This window comes from Micromonospora sp. NPDC049257, assembly GCF_040678915.1.
Classification (GTDB): Bacteria; Actinomycetota; Actinomycetes; order Mycobacteriales; family Micromonosporaceae; genus Micromonospora; species Micromonospora antibiotica.
The window spans coordinates 51,061-69,660 of record NZ_JBFAQU010000010.1; the positions used below are offsets into that span (position 1 = coordinate 51,061).

Genomic DNA, 18,600 nt, shown 5'->3' on the forward strand with positions numbered 1-18,600 from the left:
GGTGGGTCGGGTCGCCGGTGCAGCGTTACCCGTCGGCCCGGAGAAGCTAACGCGCCGGGTTAGGCCGGGACGACCCGGGTACAGGGCAGCGATGGCGATCGTGGAGAGAGTGGTCGATGCACCCCCGCAGCAGGTCTTCGACGTGCTGGCCGACGGGTGGACGTACAGCGACTGGGTGGTCGGCACGGTGCACGTGCGCGACGTCGACGCGCAGTGGCCCCGGGTGGGCACCCGGCTGCACCACCGGGCCGGGCCGTGGCCGTTCTCGCTGGAGGACGCCTCGACGGTGCTGGCCTGCGACCCACCGCACCGGCTGGTGCTGCGGGCCGGCCTGTGGCCGGCCGGGGAGGCGATCGTGGTGTTCACCCTGACCCCGACCGGTGACGGTGCGACCCGGGTCCGCATCGGCGAGGACTTCGCCGCCGGCCCGTTGCGCTGGTTCCGCACCAAGCTCAACGACCTGGTGCTGCACCAGCGCAACAAGGAGACCCTGCGTCGGCTCTCCGACATCGCCGTACGGCAGAAGGCCGACACGCACGCCGATCGGTGACCGGGCGGTCGCGGGGAGCCTCGGCGGGGTCCCGCCGGGCTTTTGGCTACCCTGTGGGGGAATGCCGTCCGCCGACTGAGGATGTCCGACATGATCGAACCCGTGGAGCTGCCGTCACCGTGGCGGGACGCACGCCTGACCGTCGTGGTCCCCACCTACAACGAGGCGGGCAACCTCCCGGTGTTGGTCGACCGGCTGCTGGCCCTTCCGCTGCCGGGGTTGAAGGTGCTCGTCGCCGACGACAACTCGCCGGACGGCACCGGCGAGGTGGCCGACAAGCTGGCCATCGAGCACCCGGACAAGGTGCAGGTGGTGCACCGGGCCGGCAAGGAGGGCCTGGGCCGGGCGTACGTCGACGGCATCGGCCGGGCCCTGGACGGCGGCGCGGAGTACGTGGCGCAGATGGACGCCGACCTGTCGCACCCGCCGGAGGCGCTGCCCGGGATGCTGGGGGCGTTGCTGTCCACCCAGGCCGGCGTGGTGATCGGGTCCCGGTACGTGCCCGGCGGCCAGCTCGACGAGGCGTGGCCGCTCTACCGGCGGGCGCTCAGCGGCTGGGCCAACCTGTACGTGCACACGCTGCTGCGGGTGCGCATCCGTGACCTGACCGCCGGCTTCAAGATCTGGCGGGCCGACGCGTTGCGCGACATCGGCCTGCACCGGGTGCAGTCGAACGGTTACAGCTTCCAGGTGGAGATGCACTACCTGGCCACCAAGCTGGGGCACACCATCCTGGAGGTGCCGATCCGGTTCGAGGAGCGTCGCGACGGCCTGTCCAAGATGACGACCGCGACCAAGGTGGAGAGCGCGCTGATGCCGTTCAAGCTGCGTACCCGGCACCGCAACCTGGACTCCTGACGCGGGCGCCGGTGACCGGGGTCGCCGGTGCCCGCCGCAGGGCCGGTTCCGCCCGGTTCAGTGGTCGGCGCGGTAGAGCGTCCGGTGCGCGGCGTCGATCATCCCGGCGTACAGGCCGCCGGTGACGGCACGGTCGCGGGCCAGCGCGGCGCGGGCGGCGTTCGCGCCGGGTGCGCCGTGCACCCCGCCGCCGGGGTGCGCCGACGCGCTGGCCAGGTAGAGCCGGTCGATGGGGGTGTCGGCCCGGCCCAGGCCGGGGATCGGGCGCAGGAACAGCTGCTGGTACGCCGCCGCGGTGCCACCGCCCAGCGCCCCGCCGACCAGGCTCGGGTCGCCCTGCTCCAGCTCGGCCGGACCGGCGACGTGCCGGCCGACGATCCGGCTGCGAAACCCGGGGGCGGCGGCCTCCAGCACGTCCTCCATCCGGTCCACCTGCCGGGCGATGTCCTCGGCCCGCCAGTGCCGCCGGAACGGCAGGTGGGTGTATGCCCAGAGCGACTCGGTGCCGGCCGGCGAGTGCGTCGGGTCGGCGGTGCTCATCTGCCCCACCAGCAGAAACGGCTGCGCCGGGATCTCGCCCCGGGCCAGTTCGGCGGAGTACGTGGTGAGCCCGTCGAGATCGGCGCCCAGGTGCACGGTGCCGGCGCCGGCCACCGCCGGGTTGGTCCACGGCAGCGGGGCGGACAACGCCCAGTCGACCTTGAGGGTGGAGCCGTCCCAGCGGAAGTGGGCCAGGTCCTCCACCAGCCGGGGTGGCAGCAGAGCGGCACCCACCAGGTCCAGGTAGAGGGCGGGAGCGGGCACGTCGGCGAGCACCGCCCGGCGGGCCCGAAAGGTGGCCCCGCCGACGGTGCGCACCCCCATCGCCCGGCCCCGGGCGGTGAGCACCCGGTCGACCTGCGCCCGGTAGGAGATCCGGCCGCCGCGTTCGGTGAGCCGGGCGACCAGCGCGTCGGTGATCCGCTGCGCGCCGCCCACCGGCACCGGCCAGCCGACCTGCTGACCCAGCATGGCCAGCAGCCAGCCGTACACGCCGGAGCCGGCCTCCTCGGGGGACAGGTCGGTGTGCAGGGCGCAGCCGGCCAGCAGCGCGGGGCCGCCCTCGCCGGTGAACAGTTCACCGCCGAGTTTGCGTACCGGCAGGACCAGCCGGCGGGCCAGGCGCAGCGCGCCGCCGACCCGCAGTTGGCGTAGCAGACCCAGCCCGCCGCGTACCGGGGGGAAGGGGGTGGTGATGGCGTCGAGCATCGGCCCGGACACCTGCGCCCAGTCGGCGTACGCGTGCCGCCAGCGGTCCCCGTCGCCGGGGGCGAACGTCTCCAGCGAGGCGGCGGTGCGGTCCAGGTCCCGGTTGATCACCGCGGCCCGTCCGTCGGGCAGCAGGTGGGCCAGCACGTCGGGGGCGTGCGTCCAGGTCAGCCCGTAGCGGGGCAGGTCGAGGCCGGCCAGCACCGGGGAGGCGTACCCGAGGGGGTAGAAGGAGCTGTAGAGGTCGCTGAGGTAGCCGGGGGCGGTGACCTCGGCGGACTGGACCGCCCCACCGGGCATGGCGGTCGCCTCCAGCACCACGACGTCCCAGCCGGCGTCGGCGAGCAGGTTGGCGGCCACCAGGCCGTTGTGGCCGGCGCCGATGACGACGGCGTCCGCGCTGTCCGTGCCGGGCGAGATCATCAGATCCGGCTACCCGGCCGGCAACCGGGCGAAACGCGTTTGCTTCGCCGGGAGCCGGGCATCCCGCCGCATGTACCGGGTGGAGCAGCTCATCGGTGGAGTATGGGGCGCGGGCGGTGCGGGCGGTGAGTTGACGGTCCACGATCCGGCCGACGGCTCCCCGTTCGGCACGGTGCCGGTGGCGACGGCGGACGAGGTGGCCAAGGCGGTCGAGGCGGCCCGGGAACTGGCCACCGAGTGGGCGGCCACCCCGACGGCGCAGCGGGCGGAGCTGCTGGCCCAGGCGGCGGACGCGGTGGCCGCGGGGGCGGAGGAGTTGGCCGCCGCGACGACGGCGGAGATGGGCAAGCCGCTGGGTGACGCCCGGGGCGGGGTGGCGGCCGGCGTGGGCACCCTGCGCCAGTACGCCGAGCTGGGCCCGCTGCGGGGCGGCCGGACGCTGCACGGCGGCCTCGACGCGATCGACTTCATGACGCCGCAGCCGCGCGGGGTGGTCGCCGCGATCACCCCGTGGAACGACCCGGTCGCGGTCTCCTGCGGCCTGCTCGGTGCCGCCCTGGTCACCGGCAACGTGGTGCTGTTCAAGCCCAGCGAACGGACCCCGGTGACCGGTTGGCTGCTGGCCCGGCTGCTCGACGGGGTGTTCCCGGCGGGGGTGCTGTCCCTGCTGACCGGGGGCGCGGAGGTGGGTGCGGCGTTGGCCGCGCAGCCGGTGGACGTGGTGGCGCACGTCGGTGCCACCAAGACCGGCCGGGCGATCGCGGCGGCCTGCGCCCGGACCGGGGCCAAGGCCCTGCTGGAGAACGGCGGCAGCGACCCGCTGGTGGTCGACGCCGGGGTGGACCCGGGCTGGGCGGCCGAACAGGCGGCCCTCGGGGCGTTCGCCAACGCCGGGCAGCTCTGCGTGGCGGTGGAGCGGATCTACGCGCACCGGGACGTCGCGGAGGACTTCGTCGACGCGCTGGTGCAGCGGGCCGGGGCGCTGGTCGTCGGGCCGGGGCGCGACCCGGCCACCGAGCTGGGCCCGCTTGTCGACCGGCGGCACCGCGACCAGGTGCACGGGCAGGTCACGGCGGCGGTGGCGCAGGGGGCGACGCTACGCGCCGGTGGGGTGCTGCCGGACGGGCCGGGGGCGTTCTATCCGGCGACGGTGGTCACCGACTGCCGGCACGAGATGACGCTGGTCCGGGAGGAGACGTTCGGGCCGGTGGCGGCGGTGGTTTCGGTGGATTCGTTCAGCGAGGCGCTGCGGTGTGCCGCCGACTCGCCGTACGGGCTGGCGGCGACGGTGCTGACCGGGTCGATGAGCCACGCCCAGCGGGCCTGGCGGGAGCTGCCGGTGGGCACCGTGAAGGTCAACGCGGTGTTCGGGGGCGCTCCGGGTGGTGCCGCGCAGCCACGCCGGGGCAGCGGCCAGGGCTTCGGGTACGGCCCGGAACTGCTGGACGAGTTCAGCGCGGTCAAGGCGGTCCACCTGGAACCGCCGGCCGGCGGGCACTGGTGAGCCGGGCCGCCCCGAACCGGAGCGGCCCGCGTACCTCACCGGATCCGGCGGTCAGTCGCCCCGGGCCTTGCGGGTGGCCCGGTCGTTGGCCTTCTCGATGGCCTTGACCAGTTCCGGCTTGGTCATCCGACTGCGGCCGGGCACGTCGAGTTTCTTCGCCACCTGCATCAGGTGGTCCTTGGTGGCGTTGGCGTCCACTCCACCGGCGGTGGGTGCCCGGCGGGCGGGGCCACCGCCTGCGGCCTGCCGGTCGCTGGGTCCCTTGCGTCCCTTGGGTTCCCAGTGGTCGCCGACCTTCTCGAAGCTGTGCTTGACGGCGGCGAAGGCGGCGCGGTGCGCCCGTTCCCCCTCGCCGTAGGTCTGCACCGCCGAGTCGTGTGTCTTCTCCCAGGTGCGTTGCGCCTTGTCCGGGGAGCGTCGCAGCGTGCTGGGCAGTACCTCGCGCCCGGGCATCTCGTCCTCCTCCGCGTCGACTGTCTGGCTGTCTGCACGGTTCCCTGCGCCCGCACCGGCAAACACGGGCGTCGGGTTTGTCGATTTCCGCCGTCGGGTACCGCCCGGCCCAGGCGCGCACCGGACGTCGGGTCCGCGGGTCGCCGGGCGACGAGGAGCCGAGCATGGCAGCGACGACGGAGCCGACCGCGGTCGCCGAGGACGGACCGCAGCTGCGGATTCCCCGGCGGATGCGCCAGTTGAGCTGGTCCACCTGGCGGGGGGTGCTGATCCGCAGCGGGCAGGGTTTCGTGAAGGACAACTGCGCCGACTGGGCGGCGGCGTTGACCTACTACGGGGTGCTCGCCCTCTTTCCGTCCACGGTCGTGGTGGTCGCCCTGGTCGGTCTGGTCTCCGACGGCGAGCGCACCGTGGACACGGTGTTGGATCTGGCCCGCGACATCGGGGCCGGCTCGGTGGTCGGCAACGAGGGTTTCGTCTCGGTGGTCCGCACGGTGGTCGACCAGCAGAGCGGCACGAAGGTGCTGCTCAGCTTCGGGTTGGCGGGCGCGTTGTGGTCGGCGTCCGGGTTCATCGGCGCGTTCACCCGGGCCTCCAACGCGATCTACGGGGTCGAGGAGGGCCGCCCGTTCTACCGGCTGCGCCCGTTGCAGATCGCGATGGCCGCGTTGTCGCTGGTGCTGCTCGCGGTGGTGGCGCTGGGCCTGATCGTCAGCGGGCCGGTGACCGACGCGGTGGGCGACCTGGTGGGGGCGGGTGGACTGGCCCGCACGGTGTGGAGCGTCGCGAAGTGGCCGGTGTTGGCCATGGTGATGATGACACTTTTGTCGCTGATGTTCTGGATAGCACCGAACGTCCGGCAGCCCCGGTTCCGCTGGCTCACCCCGGGCGGGGCGGTGGCCCTGCTGTCCTGGATCGTCGTCTCCTTCGGTTTCGGCCTCTACGTGGCCAACTTCGGCTCGTACGACGTCACCTACGGCAGCCTGGGCGCGGTCATCGCCTTCCTGGTGTGGCTGTACCTGTCGAACTCGGCGCTGATGTTCGGGGTGCAGATCAACGCCGAGTTGCAGCGGGGACGCCGGTTGCAGGCGGGCCGGGACGCCGCGGCTGAGCCGGCGTTGCCGCCGAAGGCCACCGCCGGTTCGTGACCGGTCGGGTACCCGTCCGGCCCGGCGTTTCCCCGCACCGACTGCGGGTAGCACACCAGACATGGAACGTGGCAGCAGCAAGCACGCACCGAGGGTCGACGACCAGATGAGCCAGGAGGTCAGCGGCCTCGTCCAGGGGCCGGGCACCGCGGGCTCGCGGGTCGAGGAGTTCCGCGAGGCGGAGCCGGCCGGCGAGGACCAGCCGGGCGCCACCACGGCCCCGGCGGGCGACCTGCGGACCGGCACCCCCCAGGGGATGACCTCGGAGGACGTGGAGGCGCGCAGCCGGTTGGGCCGGTTCATCACGATGGCGGCCCTGCCGGGGGACCGCCTGGCCCTGATCGCCAACGCGCGGGAGAACCAGGCGCCCGACGACCTCGTGGCCGCCCTGGAGCGGCTGCCGGAGGGCACCCGTTACCAGACGATTTCCGAGGTGTGGGCCGCCCTCGGGCACCGAAACGAGACGACGCGCTGGTGACCGGATCGGCCCACGATCCGGACGACCACCAGCGGGCAGAGGAGGACTTCCAATGAGCGGCGTTATCGAACATGTGGACGTGTCCGTACCGGTACGGACCGCCTACGACCAGTGGACCCAGTTCGAGGAGTTCCCCCACTTCATGGAGGGGGTGCAGGAGGTCCGGCAGCTGTCGGACACGATGACCCACTGGACGGTGGAGATCGCCGGGGTCAAGCGCGAGTTCGACGCCGAGATCACCGAGCAGCTGCCCGACGAGCGGGTGGCCTGGAAGTCGACAGGCGGCACCCAGCAGGCCGGCGTGGTGACGTTCCACCGCCTCGACGAGGACAACACCCGGGTGACCCTGCAGATGGACTTCGAGCCGCACGGCGTGGTCGAGCAGGCCGGCGACAAGCTCGGCGTGGTGGACCGGCGCACCAAGGGTGACCTGGAGCGGTTCAAGCAGTTCATCGAGCGTCGCGGTCAGGAGACCGGCGCGTGGCGCGGGTCGGTCGACCGCCCGCAGCCCTGATCCACACCCACGCACGTACGTCAGGCGCTCCACCGACGGCCGCCGGCTCCCCCGGCGGCCGTCCGCGGTGCCGGGGTGTTGCGGTCCGCCCCCGGGTTGGCCGTTTGCGATCATCTGGTCGGGGTACCGCGAAGGGATGACGGACAACGACGGCAGGGTCTGGCGGGACGAGGAGAAGACACCGCTGGAGGAGTTGGACCGGGCGATCGCGCGGTCCACCATCGACGGGCAGGCCGACGATCCGACCGGCAACGACGCGGGTGAGGAGGCGGCCTTCGGGCACGGCCCCGAACCGGTGGACCGGGGTGCCGGCCCGGCCGCCGAGCGTCGGGAGATGACCGACACCGAGCGTGCCTACCGCCCCTCCACGACGGGACGTACCGGCCCGGACACCATGTGACCCAACGGCCCGCTCAGTCGGCCGGTGCGGCGGTGCGGCGGGCGGCTGCCGCGTGCGCCACCAGCAGGGCCACCGCCAGCACCGTCAGCACCGGGCCGAGCAACCGCACCGACGTGTCACCGAGCAGCACCCCGAGCCCGGCCGGGATGAGGGCGGCCCCGATCCCGGCTGCGCCGATCTGCACGCCGATCACCCGGTCCGCGTGCTGCCGGCCGACCCGCTCCGCCGTGCTCAGGGTGAGCAGCGGGAACACCGGCGCGGCGGCGAAGCCGAGCACGACCAGGCCGGCCACCGTCACCCAGCCCGGGGCCGGCAGCGCGATCAGCACCGCCCCGACGGCCATCCCCAGCAGGCTGCCCCGCAGCACCCGGGCGGTGCCGAGCCGTTCGGCGACCAGCCCCTGCACCACCCGGCCGACGAACAGGCTCCCCCAGTAGGCGGAGACGCTCAGCCCGGCGACCGCGGCGGACAGCCCTCGCCCCTCGGTGAGCAGCAGGAACGCGTAGAGCCCGGCGGACACCTCGATGGCCACGTAGATGGCGAAGGCGAGCGCGCCGAACCAGACGGCGGGCAGCCGCAGGGTCTCGGCGATCCGCACCACGGCCGGCTCCGCCGCCCCGCCCGGCGTCGCCACCCCGCCCGGCACAGCGTCGTCGACCGGACCACGCTGCGGGGGCCCGACCGGCGCGGCGGCGACGGCGTCGACCGGTGCACTGGCGGCGGTCTCCCCGGCCGGCCCGGCGCGCTTCGGCGACCCCGGGCCGCCCGCCCGGTCCCGCCACGCGCCGACGGTGAGCGCGAACGCGGTGGCCAGCGCGAGCTGGGCGGCGGCGGTGACCGCGTACCCCCAGCGCCAGCCCGCGCCGGTGCTCAGCATGGCGGTCATCACCAGGGGGCCGATCGCCACGCCGAGACCGAAGAAGGCGTGCATCCAGTTCATGTGCCGGGGGCCGAACGCCCCGGCCGCGTACGCGTTGAGGCCGGAGTCGATGGCTCCGGAGCCGAGGCCGAGCACCAGCGCACAGCAGATCAGCACGGTCAGCCCGGGTGCGCTGGCGTACCCGGTCAGCGCCAGGCTGGCCAGCAGGGTGCTGCCGGCGAGCAGCCGGCCCACGCCGAGCCGGGCGAGGGTGAACCCGGCCAGGACGCTGGAGGTGAGGTAGCCGATCGTGCCGGCGGTGAGCACCAGGCCGACCGCTGCGGTGGGTACGCCGAACTCGGTGCTGATCGAGGGCCAGCCGACGCCGAGCAGGCCGTCGGGCAGGCCGAGGCTGACGAAGGCGAGGTAGGCGAGCAGGAGCAGGGAGGTACGGGGCGGGGCGACGGGCACGGAGGCTCATCCTGCCGCATCATCGAGAACGGGTCGACGTGATTGTCGCCTCCCCCGAACCGGTGGTTTGGAACGCCCGGACGGGCAGGAAAGCGGACAGGTAGTCCAGAATCCACCGTTCGGCTGACGGTAATCCGCAGGGGGCGCGCAAGACTTTCGGGATGCAACAGGGCTCCGGTTTCCTCACCCCTCGTCAGCGTCGCCTGGCCTGGCTCGGCTTCCTGCTCGCCGCGCTCCAGGCTCCGGTCTCCGCCAAATTCTCCTCCGACGACTCGTGGCTGTTCAGCCTCTGCGTCGCGCTGATGGTGGCCACCGTGATCATCGCCGACGACGCCGGCCGTCGTCGCCCGGCCGACGCCACCCCCGCGGAATGACACCCGCCCGGCCGCACCGCTGATCAGGGGGTCGGGCCGGGGAACTCCCGCTGCGGGCAGCTGAGCGGACGGGCCGGGTCGACCCGGTGCAGGGCGTACCCGGTCCCCTGGGTCGGGACGTGCGTGCTGGGTGCCCGGTCGCCGAGCTGGACCAGGGCGTGCCAGCCGGTGCGCTGGGCGGTATAGAGCGTGCAGCCGTCGAGGACCTGGGTGTGCTGCCGGGCGGCCACGGTGGCCCGGCCCTGGGCGAAGGTCGCCGGGTCGGCCGGGTCGCTCTCCGCCAGCAGCAGCGACGACGCGGCGGTCGTGGTGTTCGCCCAGAACGACTCCCCCGCCGTCAGGTAGAGGTCGGCGACGGTGATCACGTCGTGGTCGACCAGGCTGGAGAAGGTCAGGTCGGGGTCGGCCGCTCCGGTGGTGCCGGAGTGGGTCACCGGCGGCAGGGTGATCGTGGTGGTGTCCGTGCGCTGCTGCACCCAGTACGGGCCGGCCGTGTACGCGCTCACGGCGGCCGTGTACGCGCCGAACGGCCGGTGCCCGGCCGTGGAGTCGACCACCACGAAGTCGGTGCGCCCGACGCCGTACCAGCTGGTGGCCAGGGTGGTGCCGGCGGCGTCGCGCAGGGTCAGGTCCCAGTCGGCGGTCGCGCCGGGCTGGACGGCGACCACCGACCAGCGCCGCTGGTAGGTGCGGTAGACGTAGTCCTGCGCGGTGCGGGCGACCAGCACGTCGCCGTCGCCGAGTCCGGTGCCGGCGACCGCCGCGCCGGGGTACGGCAGCGGTGCGACGAGGGTCACCGCGAGGAGGGCGGCGAGGTGCGCGCCGCACCACCGGCGGCCGGTTCGGGACATTGCCATCGGTGGGATTCCTTCCAGGCGGGATCTGGACTGTAGCGACGTCGGGGCGCCACGGGGCGCTACCGCGCTGTCGGATATCGGCCCCACCGCGCCGGCCGTCCCTGTGCGACCTTGTCCCCAGCCGCACCCGGCACCACGACCAGCCACGTCGGCTGCCGCCCCGGGCAGCGACCGACGCAGGTCGACTGCCGCTCCCGGGCAACCGGACCACCGTGCGCCCGCCGGCGGCACCCGGACCACCGCCGACCCGACCGCTGAGGAGCACCGACCGTGACGAGACGACCGACGGTGTGGACCTGGTTGCTGAGCCTGCTGGCAGCCGTGCTGCTCGCCCCGACGCCCGCCCCGGCCGCCCCGGCCGCCCCGGCCGCCCCGGCCGGCGCTGAACGGGACGCCCGCGACCGGGCCACCACCCGCAGCGCCGCGCAGCAGGCGTCGTGGTCCACCGGCCCGGTCGCCGCCGGCGCCACCCAGGGCTGGGTGTGGAACAACGCCAACCCGCTCAACGCCGCCTACCAGGTGGGCTTCTCCCCGACCGGGGCGAACTCCACGACCCCGTGCGAGTTCGAGGTGACCCGCAGCTGGTACTCCCGGCAGCCCAGCGGCGAGCGGCGCTTCCACTTCGTGATCCGCAACAGCGGTACGACCAGCTGTGGGGCCACCGTCCTGCTGTCCTGGCTGACCCCGACCCACGACTGGTCGACCGGGGCGTTGGCCCCCGGGGCGAGCGGCAACTACGGCTGGGTTGAGCAGATCGCGCCGACGGTGTCGTACCTGCTGGGGCTGACGCCGACCGGGGCGACCGCGACGGCCGCCTGCCAGCTGGAGATCACCCGCACCTGGTACCGGCAGGAGCCCGACGGGGTCCGGAAGTTCTACTTCGTGCTGCGCAACATCGGCACGATCACCTGCTCCGGGCAGTTCCAGCTCGCCCAGACCAGCCCGGCGGCCTCCTGGTCGACCGGCACCCTGGCCGTCGGCGCCTCGGCCAGCTGGACCTGGACCAACGCCAACCCGCTGAGCGCGGTCTACCTGCCCGGGGCGTCCCCGACGGGTGCCGGCGGCGGCACCGCCTGCCAGTTGGAGGTGACCCGGAGCCGGTATGCGCAGCGGATCAACCCGGACGGCACCAGCCAACGGCAGTACCTCCTGACCGTCGGCAACGTCGGGCAACTGCCCTGCGCCGGCACCGTCCTGCTCGGCTCGCTGACCCCCTGAGGCGCGGCCCCGGGCCAGCCTGGGACGGGCCCGGGGCCAGCCCTGGGACACGCCCCGGGCCAGCCCTGGGACGGGCCGGGGGACCCGGATCGGGTGTCCGGGTCGTCCCGTTGCCGCCCGTCCCGGCCGCGCAGGTGGCCGGTGAGCGCGGTGTTCCCTCTGCCCGCCGGGGACCGGGTCGGTCCGCGTGGCGGAGGCCGGCCGGCCGCAAGGGTGCGCCGGGACCGGCCGGGCGGCCGACCCCGCCCCGGTCAGCCGGTGGCTAACCTCGGTCCTCATGCGAGTGCCGTACCCCCAGGGAGCGACCGGGACCGCCGTGCGCGCGGCACGCTCCCGGCTGGCCCTGCTCACCGCCTCGGTCGGTGCTCCCGGCCTCGCCGCCGCGCGGGCCCGGCCGGGCCTGCTGGCGCTGGTCGACCAGCACGCCGCAGCCGTCCGGGACAGCCTCGACGGTGACCGCCGGCCGCTCACCCCGGCGGCCCTGGCCGGCTATGCCGAGGGGATCCGGGACACCGCCGGCGCGCACGGCCTGCTGCCCGTCGGCGCGGCCGACTTCGCCGCGCCGGACTGGGTGCTGACCCGGCTGCTCGCGGTCTGCGCCCTGGCCCGCACCCTCGACCCCCGGCACCTCGACCCGGCCTGACCGACCGCGGCGGGGACGGCCCGGCGCAGCGCGAACGGGAGGGCGTCCGCGTCGCGCGGACACCCTCCCGGTGGTACGTGCCGACTCAGCTGCCCGGACGACCGAACTGCTGGGTCTCGTCGCCGGACTGACCCGACTGGTAGGTGCCCCGGCCACCGGCCATCGTCCGGGCCTCGTCGACGCGCGGCATGGTCTGCGTCCGCTCGCCGCCCCGGTCGGCCATCTGCCGGCTCATGTCGCCCTGCCCGGCCGCGCGGGCCCGCCGGTGCTCCTGGACCGCCCGCGACTCCTCGGCCGCCCGGTCCAGCCAGCCGTCCCAGCGGGACTGCATCGGCTTCACCAGACCACCGCCGACGCCGACGATCAGGATGCCGGCCACGGTGGCGAGCACCGCGATCAGGACCGGCGTGGTGACCGTGGTGGCGATACCGACCTGGTTCAGCGCGGCGATGACGCCCAGCGCCAGGATGAAGACCGCCACCAGGTCGGCGAGCACCTTGCCGTACGACAGGCCGCCGAGCGCACCGGAGACCAGGTCCCGGACGGCGTTGGCGATAGCGGCGGCCACCACCACGATGACGATCGCGATGAACGCCCGTGGCAGCCAGGCCACCACCCCCCGGATGAGGTCGCTGATCGCGTTGGGCCCCCACACCCCGAAGGCGAACTGCAGGGTGAACAGCAGCACCGCGTAGTACGCCAGTCGGGCCAGGATGTCACTGGCGTCGTACTTGGTGCGTTCCAGCGCCCGTCTGATCCCGCCCCGTTCGACCGCCCGGTCGAAGCCCACCCGTTCCAGCGCCGCGTCCACGATCTTGAGTACCGCGCGGGCGATGAGCCAGCCCACCACGAGGATGACGATGAACGCGATGGCCCTCGGCACAAAGAGCAGCACCGACCGCCACATGTCGGTCAAGGCGCTACCGATGTCGACCTGCCTGACCGCAAGGGTTTCCGGCATGATGTCCCTCCTGTCCAATGGACTGCGCCGCCCGGTTACCCGTCCGTCGCACCAGCACGCCGCAGAATCCGTACGGATTTTTCCGACATGTTTTTAGAAAAGCCCCTGACCTGCACGAACATCTCCGGCGGCGGCGTCGGGCAGGCGGCACGGGGCACGATCGGTTCGCCCCGGGACGCCGCCGGATAGGCTGCGGACATGCCAGGCACGGTCGGGCGGGTCCCGACGTCACCAGCCCCCGTACCGGGACCGGACGGGGTCTCACCGGCGGTGGCTGCCGTGCGGGCCCACCCGTGGGCCGACACCCCGCTGGGCCCGCAACAGGGCTGGGACGTGACGGTCCGCGTGCTGGTCGACGTGATCCTGTCCTCCCCCGTACCGATGGCGCTGCACTACGGCGACGACTTCGTGCTGCTCTACAACCAGGCGTACGCCGAGGTGATCGGCGACCGGCACCCCGGCGCGCTGGGCCGGCCGGCCCCCGAGGTGTACGCCGACCTGTGGCACGCCCCCGGCGTCGGTGAGGTGATCGAGCGGGCCTACCGGCACGGGGAGTCGTTCCTGCAGAAGGAGTCGGTGCTCCCGGTCCACCAGCACGCCACCGGCGAACACGCGGTCTTCACCCGGGGGCACTCCCCGGTGCGCGACAGCACCGGACGGATCGTCGGCGTGCTCACCGTCGCCGCCCAGACCAGCCAGCTCACCCAGCAGTTGCAGAGCCTGTCCGACTTCGCCGCGGCACTGTCGGGCACCCTCACCCTGGACGACGTGGCCCGGGTGACGTTGCGCTACGCGCTGCACTCCTTCGACGCCGACCAGGTCTCCTTCGCGGTCGACGACGGCCCGGCCTGGCGGCTGGTCCGCCGGATCCGGGGCGAACTGCTCGACGAGGCCGACGAGCGGCTGCCCCCGCTGTGGCGGCCGGTCCCGGCGGACACCAGCGCGCCGGTGGTGGTCGGTGCACACAGCGGGGTGCCCTTCTTCGCCGGGGACGGCCAGCCGCTGCGGGACACCGCCGTCGACCGGCACGACCAGAAGATTCGCTCGCTGGCCGCACTGCCGCTGCGCTCGTCGGTGATCCGGGGCGGGATCGCCGTGGGCTACCAGACCCCGCACGGCTGGTCGGCGGCGGAACGGGCACTGCTGGCCGCCTCGGCCGAGCTGGTCGGCCAGGCGGCGGAGCGGGCCCGCCGGTTCGAGACCCAGCACGGCACGGCGCAACTGCTGCAACGCAGCATGCTCCCGGAGCAGTTACCGGCCCTGCCCCGGCTGCGCATCGCCGCCCGCTACGACCCGGGTGTCGACGGCAACGCCGCCGGTGGTGACTTCTACGACGCGTTCCTGCTGCCCTCCGGCGACCTGGGTGTGGTGCTCGGCGACGTCGCCGGGCACGACGTGCAGGCGGCGGCCCGGATGGGGCAGGTCCGGGCGGCGCTGCGGGCGCTGGCGCTGACCGACCCGCGACCGGACGCTGTCCTGGCCGGGCTGGACCGGCTGGTGGCGAGCCTGGGCACCGAGACGGGCACCCACGAACTCTTCGTCACCGTGGTCTTCGGGGTGGTCGACGCCGACCGGAGTGAGATCACCCTGGCCAGCGCCGGGCACCCCCCGCCGCTGATCCGGCGCGGCGGGCCGGACGGCGTCGCCACCGCCACCTTCGTCGAGCTGCCGACCGGCGCACCCCTCGGGTTGGGCTGCCGACCCCCGACCGCCACCGTGCCGCTCGCCCCCGGCGACACCCTGCTGCTCTACAGCGACGGGGTGGTCGAGCGGCGACGGCAGAGCCTCACCGCCGGCCTGGCCGGGTTGGCGGCGGCGGTGGCCGGGGCGGCCAGCGGTGACCCCCGGGCGCTCTGCGCCGTCGCCACCGGCGCGGTCCCCGGCGCCACCGAGGACGACGTGGCGGTGCTCGCGGTGGAGCACGCGCTCAAGCCGAGCCGCTCCGCCGGGATGGAGATGCCCGCCGAGCCGACCGCACCCAGCCGGGTACGCCACTGGATGACGGCACAACTGGGCGAGTGGCAGGTGCCCGACGCGGTGATCGGCGCGGCGGTGCTGTGCACCAGCGAGCTGACCACCAACGCGTTGCTGCACGCCGGCACCGCCGCCCGGGTGGAGATCGACCTCAGCCCCGAGCGCCTGCTGGTGTCGGTGGCCGACTCGGGCACCCGGGGCACGGTGACCCGGGCCCAGACCGACACGCTGAGCAGCCGGGGCCGGGGCCTCGGGTTGATCGAACAGCTCTCCGACGCCTGGGGCACCGACCCGACGGTGCGGGGCTCGACCGTCTGGTTCGAGATCCTCCTTCCCCCGACCTGACCGGAGTCCCGCTGGGGGCCACGCTTCAAGGTCACGCTCGAACCATGTTGTAGTGGCCTCGCTACGGGTCGTAGACCACTACAACCTGGAAGTAGCGCGATCTTGCCTACCTGGGTACGGGTCCGGAGACAAGCCGGAGACCCAGGCTTAGCCCGGCCATCGACGGGGCACAGTCCCACCCCCGCCCACATCCGTGGCCGGGGGTGAGAGGTGGTCGGGGTGGAACTGGTCGATGTCGAGTTCGCGCTGGTGGGCGCGGGAGCCCTGCTGGCCGGGGTGCTCCCCCGACTGCTGGAGCGCCGCCCGCTGTCCATGCCGATAGCGTTCCTCGGCCTCGGGATGCTGGTTTTCGCGCTGCCCATCGGCCTGCCCTCCCCGGACCCGCTGCGCTACCCGCAGGTCGCCACCCACCTGACCGAGATCGGCGTGATCGTGGCGCTGATGGGCGCCGGGTTGAAGATCGACCGACCGTTGAGCTGGAAACGCTGGTCGTCGACCTGGCGGTTGCTGGCGATCGCGATGCCGATCTGCATCGCGGCGGTGGCGCTGCTCGGCTGGTGGTGGGCGGGTCTGGTGCCGGCCGCCGCGCTGCTGCTCGGTGCGGCCCTGGCCCCGACCGACCCGGTGCTCGCCTCGGACGTCCAGGTCGGCGAACCCACCGACGCCGAGGACTCCGAGGACGAGGTGCGCTTCGCGCTGACCTCCGAGGCGGGCCTCAACGACGGCCTGGCGTTCCCGTTCGTCTACGCGGCCATCGCGATCGCCAGCGTCGGGCTGGCCCCGTCGGGCTGGTTCGCCGAGTGGTTCGCCGTCGACGTGCTCTACAAGCTGGCCGTCGGCGTCGGCGGTGGCCTGCTGATCGGCTGGCTGCTCGGCAAGCTCTTCTTCCGCGCCCCGAGCGAGTTGCGGCTGGCCCGGCACGCCGAGGGGTTCCTCGCGCTGGCCGCCACCTTCCTGGCGTACGGGCTGGTGGAGGTGGTCGGCGGGTACGGGTTCCTGGCCGTCTTCGTCGCCGCGCGGGCGATCCGGGCCGCCGAGCGGACCCACGAGTTCCACGCCGTGCTGCACGACTTCGCCGAGCAGACCGAGCGGCTGTTGACCGTCCTGCTGCTGCTGCTCTTCGGTGGCGCGGTGATCACCGGTCTGCTCGCCCCGCTCACCTGGCAGGCGGCGACGGTCGGGCTGGCCCTGGTGTTCGTCATCCGGCCGCTGGTGGGGTGGCTGTCGCTGCGCGGCGCACCGGGTCGGCCGGCCGAGCACTGGGTGATCTCGTCGTTCGGCATCCGGGGCGTCGGCTCGTTCTACTACCTGGCGTACGCCACCACCAAGGCGGACTTCGCCCAGGCGGACCTGATCTGGGCGACGGTCGGCCTGGTGGTGGTCGTGTCGGTGGTGGTGCACGGGATGGCCGCGACCCCGGTCATGCAGTTGCTGGACCGGGCCGGTGAACGCACCGGCGACCCGTCGGAGCAGGGTCGACGCGACGAGCCGGCCCTGGACGGCGCGCGGGGTTGACCGGTGGCCGGGTGGCTGGTCAGGTCAGTCGGCGGGCCAGCTCCCGGCCCAGGTCCCGGCCGGAGCGCCAGGCGCTCTGCACCCGGGGCTTGCCGAAAGCGTCCCCGGCCAGCCCGACCAGGTCGTCGTCCAGGAAGAACGTCCCGTCGGGGTCCGGCTCGACCGGCCGGGCATACGTCCAGCGGTGCACGTGGACCAGTTCGGCCGGGTCCGGCAGGCCGAGCAGGTCGCGGACGGCCTCCTCGATCGCCGGGCCGGCCGCCCCGGGCTGGGCCAGGTGCCGGGCGGCGAACTCCGGCGTGGTGTGGGCGACCAGCACCGGGGCGGCGTCGCCGCGCCGGTCGCCGTCGTCGCAGACCAGGGCGAGCACCGGGTGCCCGTTGACGAACGCGCCCCGGAAGTCGGCCCACCGCCGGCCGGGGAAGCGCAGCACCGCCGCGAGCACCGGCGACCACCCCTGCCGTACGGCGGCCCCGGTGACCCCGGTCAGCGCCGGGTCGAGCAGCAGGGCGGCCTGCGGACCCGGGGTGCACAGCGCCACGGCGGCGGCGGACTCCCCGTCCACCACCGGGCCCGGTGCGACGCCCGACACGAACCGGTCCACGGTCACCGGCAACTCCCGGGCCAGCTCCTCGACCAGGGAACGCAGGCCGCGCGGGGCGGCCCAGCGGACCGGTCCGGGCACCTCCCGCCGGCCGTCCGGGCCGTACGCGACGAAGGTGTCGGTCCACTCCCGCACCAGCCCGGCGGCCTGCCAGCGCCCGACCACCTCGACGAAGTCCGGGTCGTCGGCGGTCAGGTACGCCGCACCCAGGTCGGCGGGGCGGCCGTCGAAGCGTCGGCTGGCCATCCGGCCCCCGGCCACCCGACCGCGTTCCCGGATCTGCACCGGCACGCCCGCCCGCACCAGTTCTGCGGCGCACGCCACCCCGGAGATGCCGGCACCCACCACGATCACATCCGCGTCCACCCGGTGATCGTATGCGCCGCGACCGGCATGACCGGGCGACCGGCGGGGTATTGGCACGGCTGTTCGAGGAGAGGTGAACCTGATGACCGACCGCAACGACCAGCAGCCCGACCCGCGTGGGGCGATCAAGGATCCGCAGGAGTGGGTGACCGGCGACGAACCGCCGACCGCCGCCCAGGAGTCGTACCTGCACACCCTGGCCCGGGAGGCCGGCGAGGAGGTGCCGGACGACCTGACGAAGGCGGAGGCGTCCCAGCGGATCGACGAGTTGCAGGAGGAGACCGGCCGGGGCCGGTGACCTCAACGGGGTGGCAGGCGGTGCAGCACGACCCGGTCGAGTTGCCCCGCCACCACCTCGGCGGTCAGGTACGTGGCGTACGGCTGGGACCGCCGGTCGGTGGGCGAGCCGGGGTTGAGCAACCGCAGGCCGCCCGGTGCGACGCTGTCCCACGGGATGTGCGAGTGGCCGAAGACGAGCAGGTCCCGATCGGGGAACCGGGCCGCGCATCGCTGTTCCCGGCCGGTCTTCGGCCCGGTCTCGTGCACCACGGCCACCCGCAGCCCGGCCAGCTCCACCTCGGCCACCTCGGGCAGCCGGGCCCGCAGGTCGGGGCCGTCGTTGTTGCCGTACACGCCGACCAGCCGACGGGCCCGGCCGACCAGCCGGTCGAGCAGTCCCACCTCGACCCAGTCCCCGGCGTGCAGCACCACGTCGGCGGCGTCCACCGCCGCCCAGACCTCGTCGGGCAGGTCCCGGGCGCGGCGGGGCAGGTGGGTGTCGGCGATCATGAGCAGCCGCATCAGGCGGACCTTCCGGGCGGGGGCCGGGCGCGGCCG

The 18,600-nt window shown here is 74.1% G+C and carries 20 protein-coding genes; 13 read left to right on the forward strand and 7 right to left on the reverse strand.

Annotated features, from left to right (window positions below):
• The first annotated feature begins 91 nt into the window (after positions 1–91).
• Entirely contained in the window at positions 92–550 is a 459-nt protein-coding gene (locus AB0K25_RS16870; protein ID WP_208569401.1) for an SRPBCC family protein, read from the forward strand.
• A gap of 90 nt (positions 551–640) precedes the next feature.
• Positions 641–1,408: a polyprenol monophosphomannose synthase gene (locus AB0K25_RS16875; RefSeq protein ID WP_208569400.1), complete on the forward strand. Its 768-nt coding sequence runs from the start codon at positions 641–643 to the stop codon at positions 1,406–1,408.
• Positions 1,409–1,465: 57 nt separating this feature from the next.
• On the opposite strand, the gene AB0K25_RS16880 is transcribed toward AB0K25_RS16875, so the two are convergent.
• On the reverse strand, positions 1,466–3,079 hold the full coding sequence (locus AB0K25_RS16880; RefSeq protein ID WP_363821003.1) for an NAD(P)/FAD-dependent oxidoreductase: 1,614 nt from the start codon (positions 3,077–3,079) through the stop codon (positions 1,466–1,468).
• 70 nt (positions 3,080–3,149) lie between these two features.
• Here AB0K25_RS16880 and AB0K25_RS16885 point away from each other — a divergent pair, with 70 nt between their 5' ends.
• Complete coding sequence (locus AB0K25_RS16885; RefSeq protein WP_363821006.1) at positions 3,150–4,583, forward strand: aldehyde dehydrogenase family protein; 1,434 nt, start codon at positions 3,150–3,152, stop codon at positions 4,581–4,583.
• Between the two features lie 51 nt (positions 4,584–4,634).
• Here the strand turns inward: AB0K25_RS16885 and AB0K25_RS16890 are convergent, their stop codons facing one another.
• The gene (locus AB0K25_RS16890) at positions 4,635–5,036 is read right to left on the reverse strand and encodes a ChaB family protein (RefSeq protein ID WP_208569397.1); all 402 of its coding nucleotides are present in this window, start codon (positions 5,034–5,036) and stop codon (positions 4,635–4,637) included.
• 164 nt (positions 5,037–5,200) lie between these two features.
• Between AB0K25_RS16890 and AB0K25_RS16895 the strand changes: the two genes are divergently transcribed.
• The 4 genes from AB0K25_RS16895 (at position 5,201) to AB0K25_RS16910 (ending at position 7,576) form a co-directional block, all read left to right on the forward strand.
• Positions 5,201–6,184: a YihY/virulence factor BrkB family protein gene (locus tag AB0K25_RS16895; RefSeq protein WP_219469504.1), complete on the forward strand. Its 984-nt coding sequence runs from the start codon at positions 5,201–5,203 to the stop codon at positions 6,182–6,184.
• A 61-nt stretch (positions 6,185–6,245) separates the two neighbouring features.
• Positions 6,246–6,662 carry a DUF2795 domain-containing protein gene (locus tag AB0K25_RS16900; protein ID WP_219469502.1) on the forward strand — a complete coding sequence of 139 codons (417 nt, stop codon included), beginning with the start codon at positions 6,246–6,248 and terminating at the stop codon, positions 6,660–6,662.
• A gap of 52 nt (positions 6,663–6,714) precedes the next feature.
• The gene (locus AB0K25_RS16905; protein WP_219469499.1) at positions 6,715–7,176 is read left to right on the forward strand and encodes an SRPBCC family protein; all 462 of its coding nucleotides are present in this window, start codon (positions 6,715–6,717) and stop codon (positions 7,174–7,176) included.
• A 136-nt stretch (positions 7,177–7,312) separates the two neighbouring features.
• A complete protein-coding gene (locus tag AB0K25_RS16910) occupies positions 7,313–7,576 on the forward strand; it encodes a hypothetical protein (RefSeq protein WP_219469496.1) in 264 nt (87 codons plus the stop codon).
• A 13-nt stretch (positions 7,577–7,589) separates the two neighbouring features.
• Here the strand turns inward: AB0K25_RS16910 and AB0K25_RS16915 are convergent, their stop codons facing one another.
• Positions 7,590–8,906: an MFS transporter gene (locus AB0K25_RS16915; RefSeq protein WP_363821011.1), complete on the reverse strand. Its 1,317-nt coding sequence runs from the start codon at positions 8,904–8,906 to the stop codon at positions 7,590–7,592.
• A gap of 161 nt (positions 8,907–9,067) precedes the next feature.
• Here AB0K25_RS16915 and AB0K25_RS16920 point away from each other — a divergent pair, with 161 nt between their 5' ends.
• Positions 9,068–9,280 (forward strand): hypothetical protein, encoded by a 213-nt coding sequence (locus AB0K25_RS16920; protein ID WP_219469489.1) that lies wholly within the window; start codon positions 9,068–9,070, stop codon positions 9,278–9,280.
• Between the two features lie 23 nt (positions 9,281–9,303).
• On the opposite strand, the gene AB0K25_RS16925 is transcribed toward AB0K25_RS16920, so the two are convergent.
• Complete coding sequence (locus AB0K25_RS16925) at positions 9,304–10,137, reverse strand: hypothetical protein (protein ID WP_219469485.1); 834 nt, start codon at positions 10,135–10,137, stop codon at positions 9,304–9,306.
• 270 nt (positions 10,138–10,407) lie between these two features.
• Between AB0K25_RS16925 and AB0K25_RS16930 the strand changes: the two genes are divergently transcribed.
• Both AB0K25_RS16930 and AB0K25_RS16935 read left to right on the forward strand, forming a co-directional pair.
• A complete protein-coding gene (locus AB0K25_RS16930) occupies positions 10,408–11,355 on the forward strand; it encodes a hypothetical protein (protein ID WP_357535927.1) in 948 nt (315 codons plus the stop codon).
• Between the two features lie 277 nt (positions 11,356–11,632).
• Complete coding sequence (locus tag AB0K25_RS16935; protein ID WP_357535929.1) at positions 11,633–11,998, forward strand: DUF6401 family natural product biosynthesis protein; 366 nt, start codon at positions 11,633–11,635, stop codon at positions 11,996–11,998.
• 85 nt (positions 11,999–12,083) lie between these two features.
• Here the strand turns inward: AB0K25_RS16935 and AB0K25_RS16940 are convergent, their stop codons facing one another.
• Complete coding sequence (locus tag AB0K25_RS16940) at positions 12,084–12,959, reverse strand: hypothetical protein (RefSeq protein ID WP_208569387.1); 876 nt, start codon at positions 12,957–12,959, stop codon at positions 12,084–12,086.
• Positions 12,960–13,157: 198 nt separating this feature from the next.
• Between AB0K25_RS16940 and AB0K25_RS16945 the strand changes: the two genes are divergently transcribed.
• Both AB0K25_RS16945 and AB0K25_RS16950 read left to right on the forward strand, forming a co-directional pair.
• Positions 13,158–15,278, forward strand: a complete 2,121-nt coding sequence (locus AB0K25_RS16945; RefSeq protein WP_363821017.1) for a SpoIIE family protein phosphatase — start codon at positions 13,158–13,160, stop codon at positions 15,276–15,278.
• A gap of 219 nt (positions 15,279–15,497) precedes the next feature.
• On the forward strand, positions 15,498–16,793 hold the full coding sequence (locus AB0K25_RS16950) for a cation:proton antiporter (protein ID WP_219469474.1): 1,296 nt from the start codon (positions 15,498–15,500) through the stop codon (positions 16,791–16,793).
• A gap of 19 nt (positions 16,794–16,812) precedes the next feature.
• Here AB0K25_RS16950 and AB0K25_RS16955 read toward each other — a convergent pair whose 3' ends face one another.
• Positions 16,813–17,751 carry an FAD-dependent oxidoreductase gene (locus AB0K25_RS16955; protein WP_363821179.1) on the reverse strand — a complete coding sequence of 313 codons (939 nt, stop codon included), beginning with the start codon at positions 17,749–17,751 and terminating at the stop codon, positions 16,813–16,815.
• 94 nt (positions 17,752–17,845) lie between these two features.
• On the opposite strand from AB0K25_RS16955, the gene AB0K25_RS16960 reads away from it, so the two are divergent.
• Entirely contained in the window at positions 17,846–18,061 is a 216-nt protein-coding gene (locus tag AB0K25_RS16960) for a DUF3072 domain-containing protein (RefSeq protein ID WP_208569384.1), read from the forward strand.
• A gap of 2 nt (positions 18,062–18,063) precedes the next feature.
• On the opposite strand, the gene AB0K25_RS16965 is transcribed toward AB0K25_RS16960, so the two are convergent.
• Positions 18,064–18,564 carry a metallophosphoesterase gene (locus tag AB0K25_RS16965; RefSeq protein WP_219469471.1) on the reverse strand — a complete coding sequence of 167 codons (501 nt, stop codon included), beginning with the start codon at positions 18,562–18,564 and terminating at the stop codon, positions 18,064–18,066.
• Positions 18,565–18,600 lie beyond the last annotated feature (36 nt).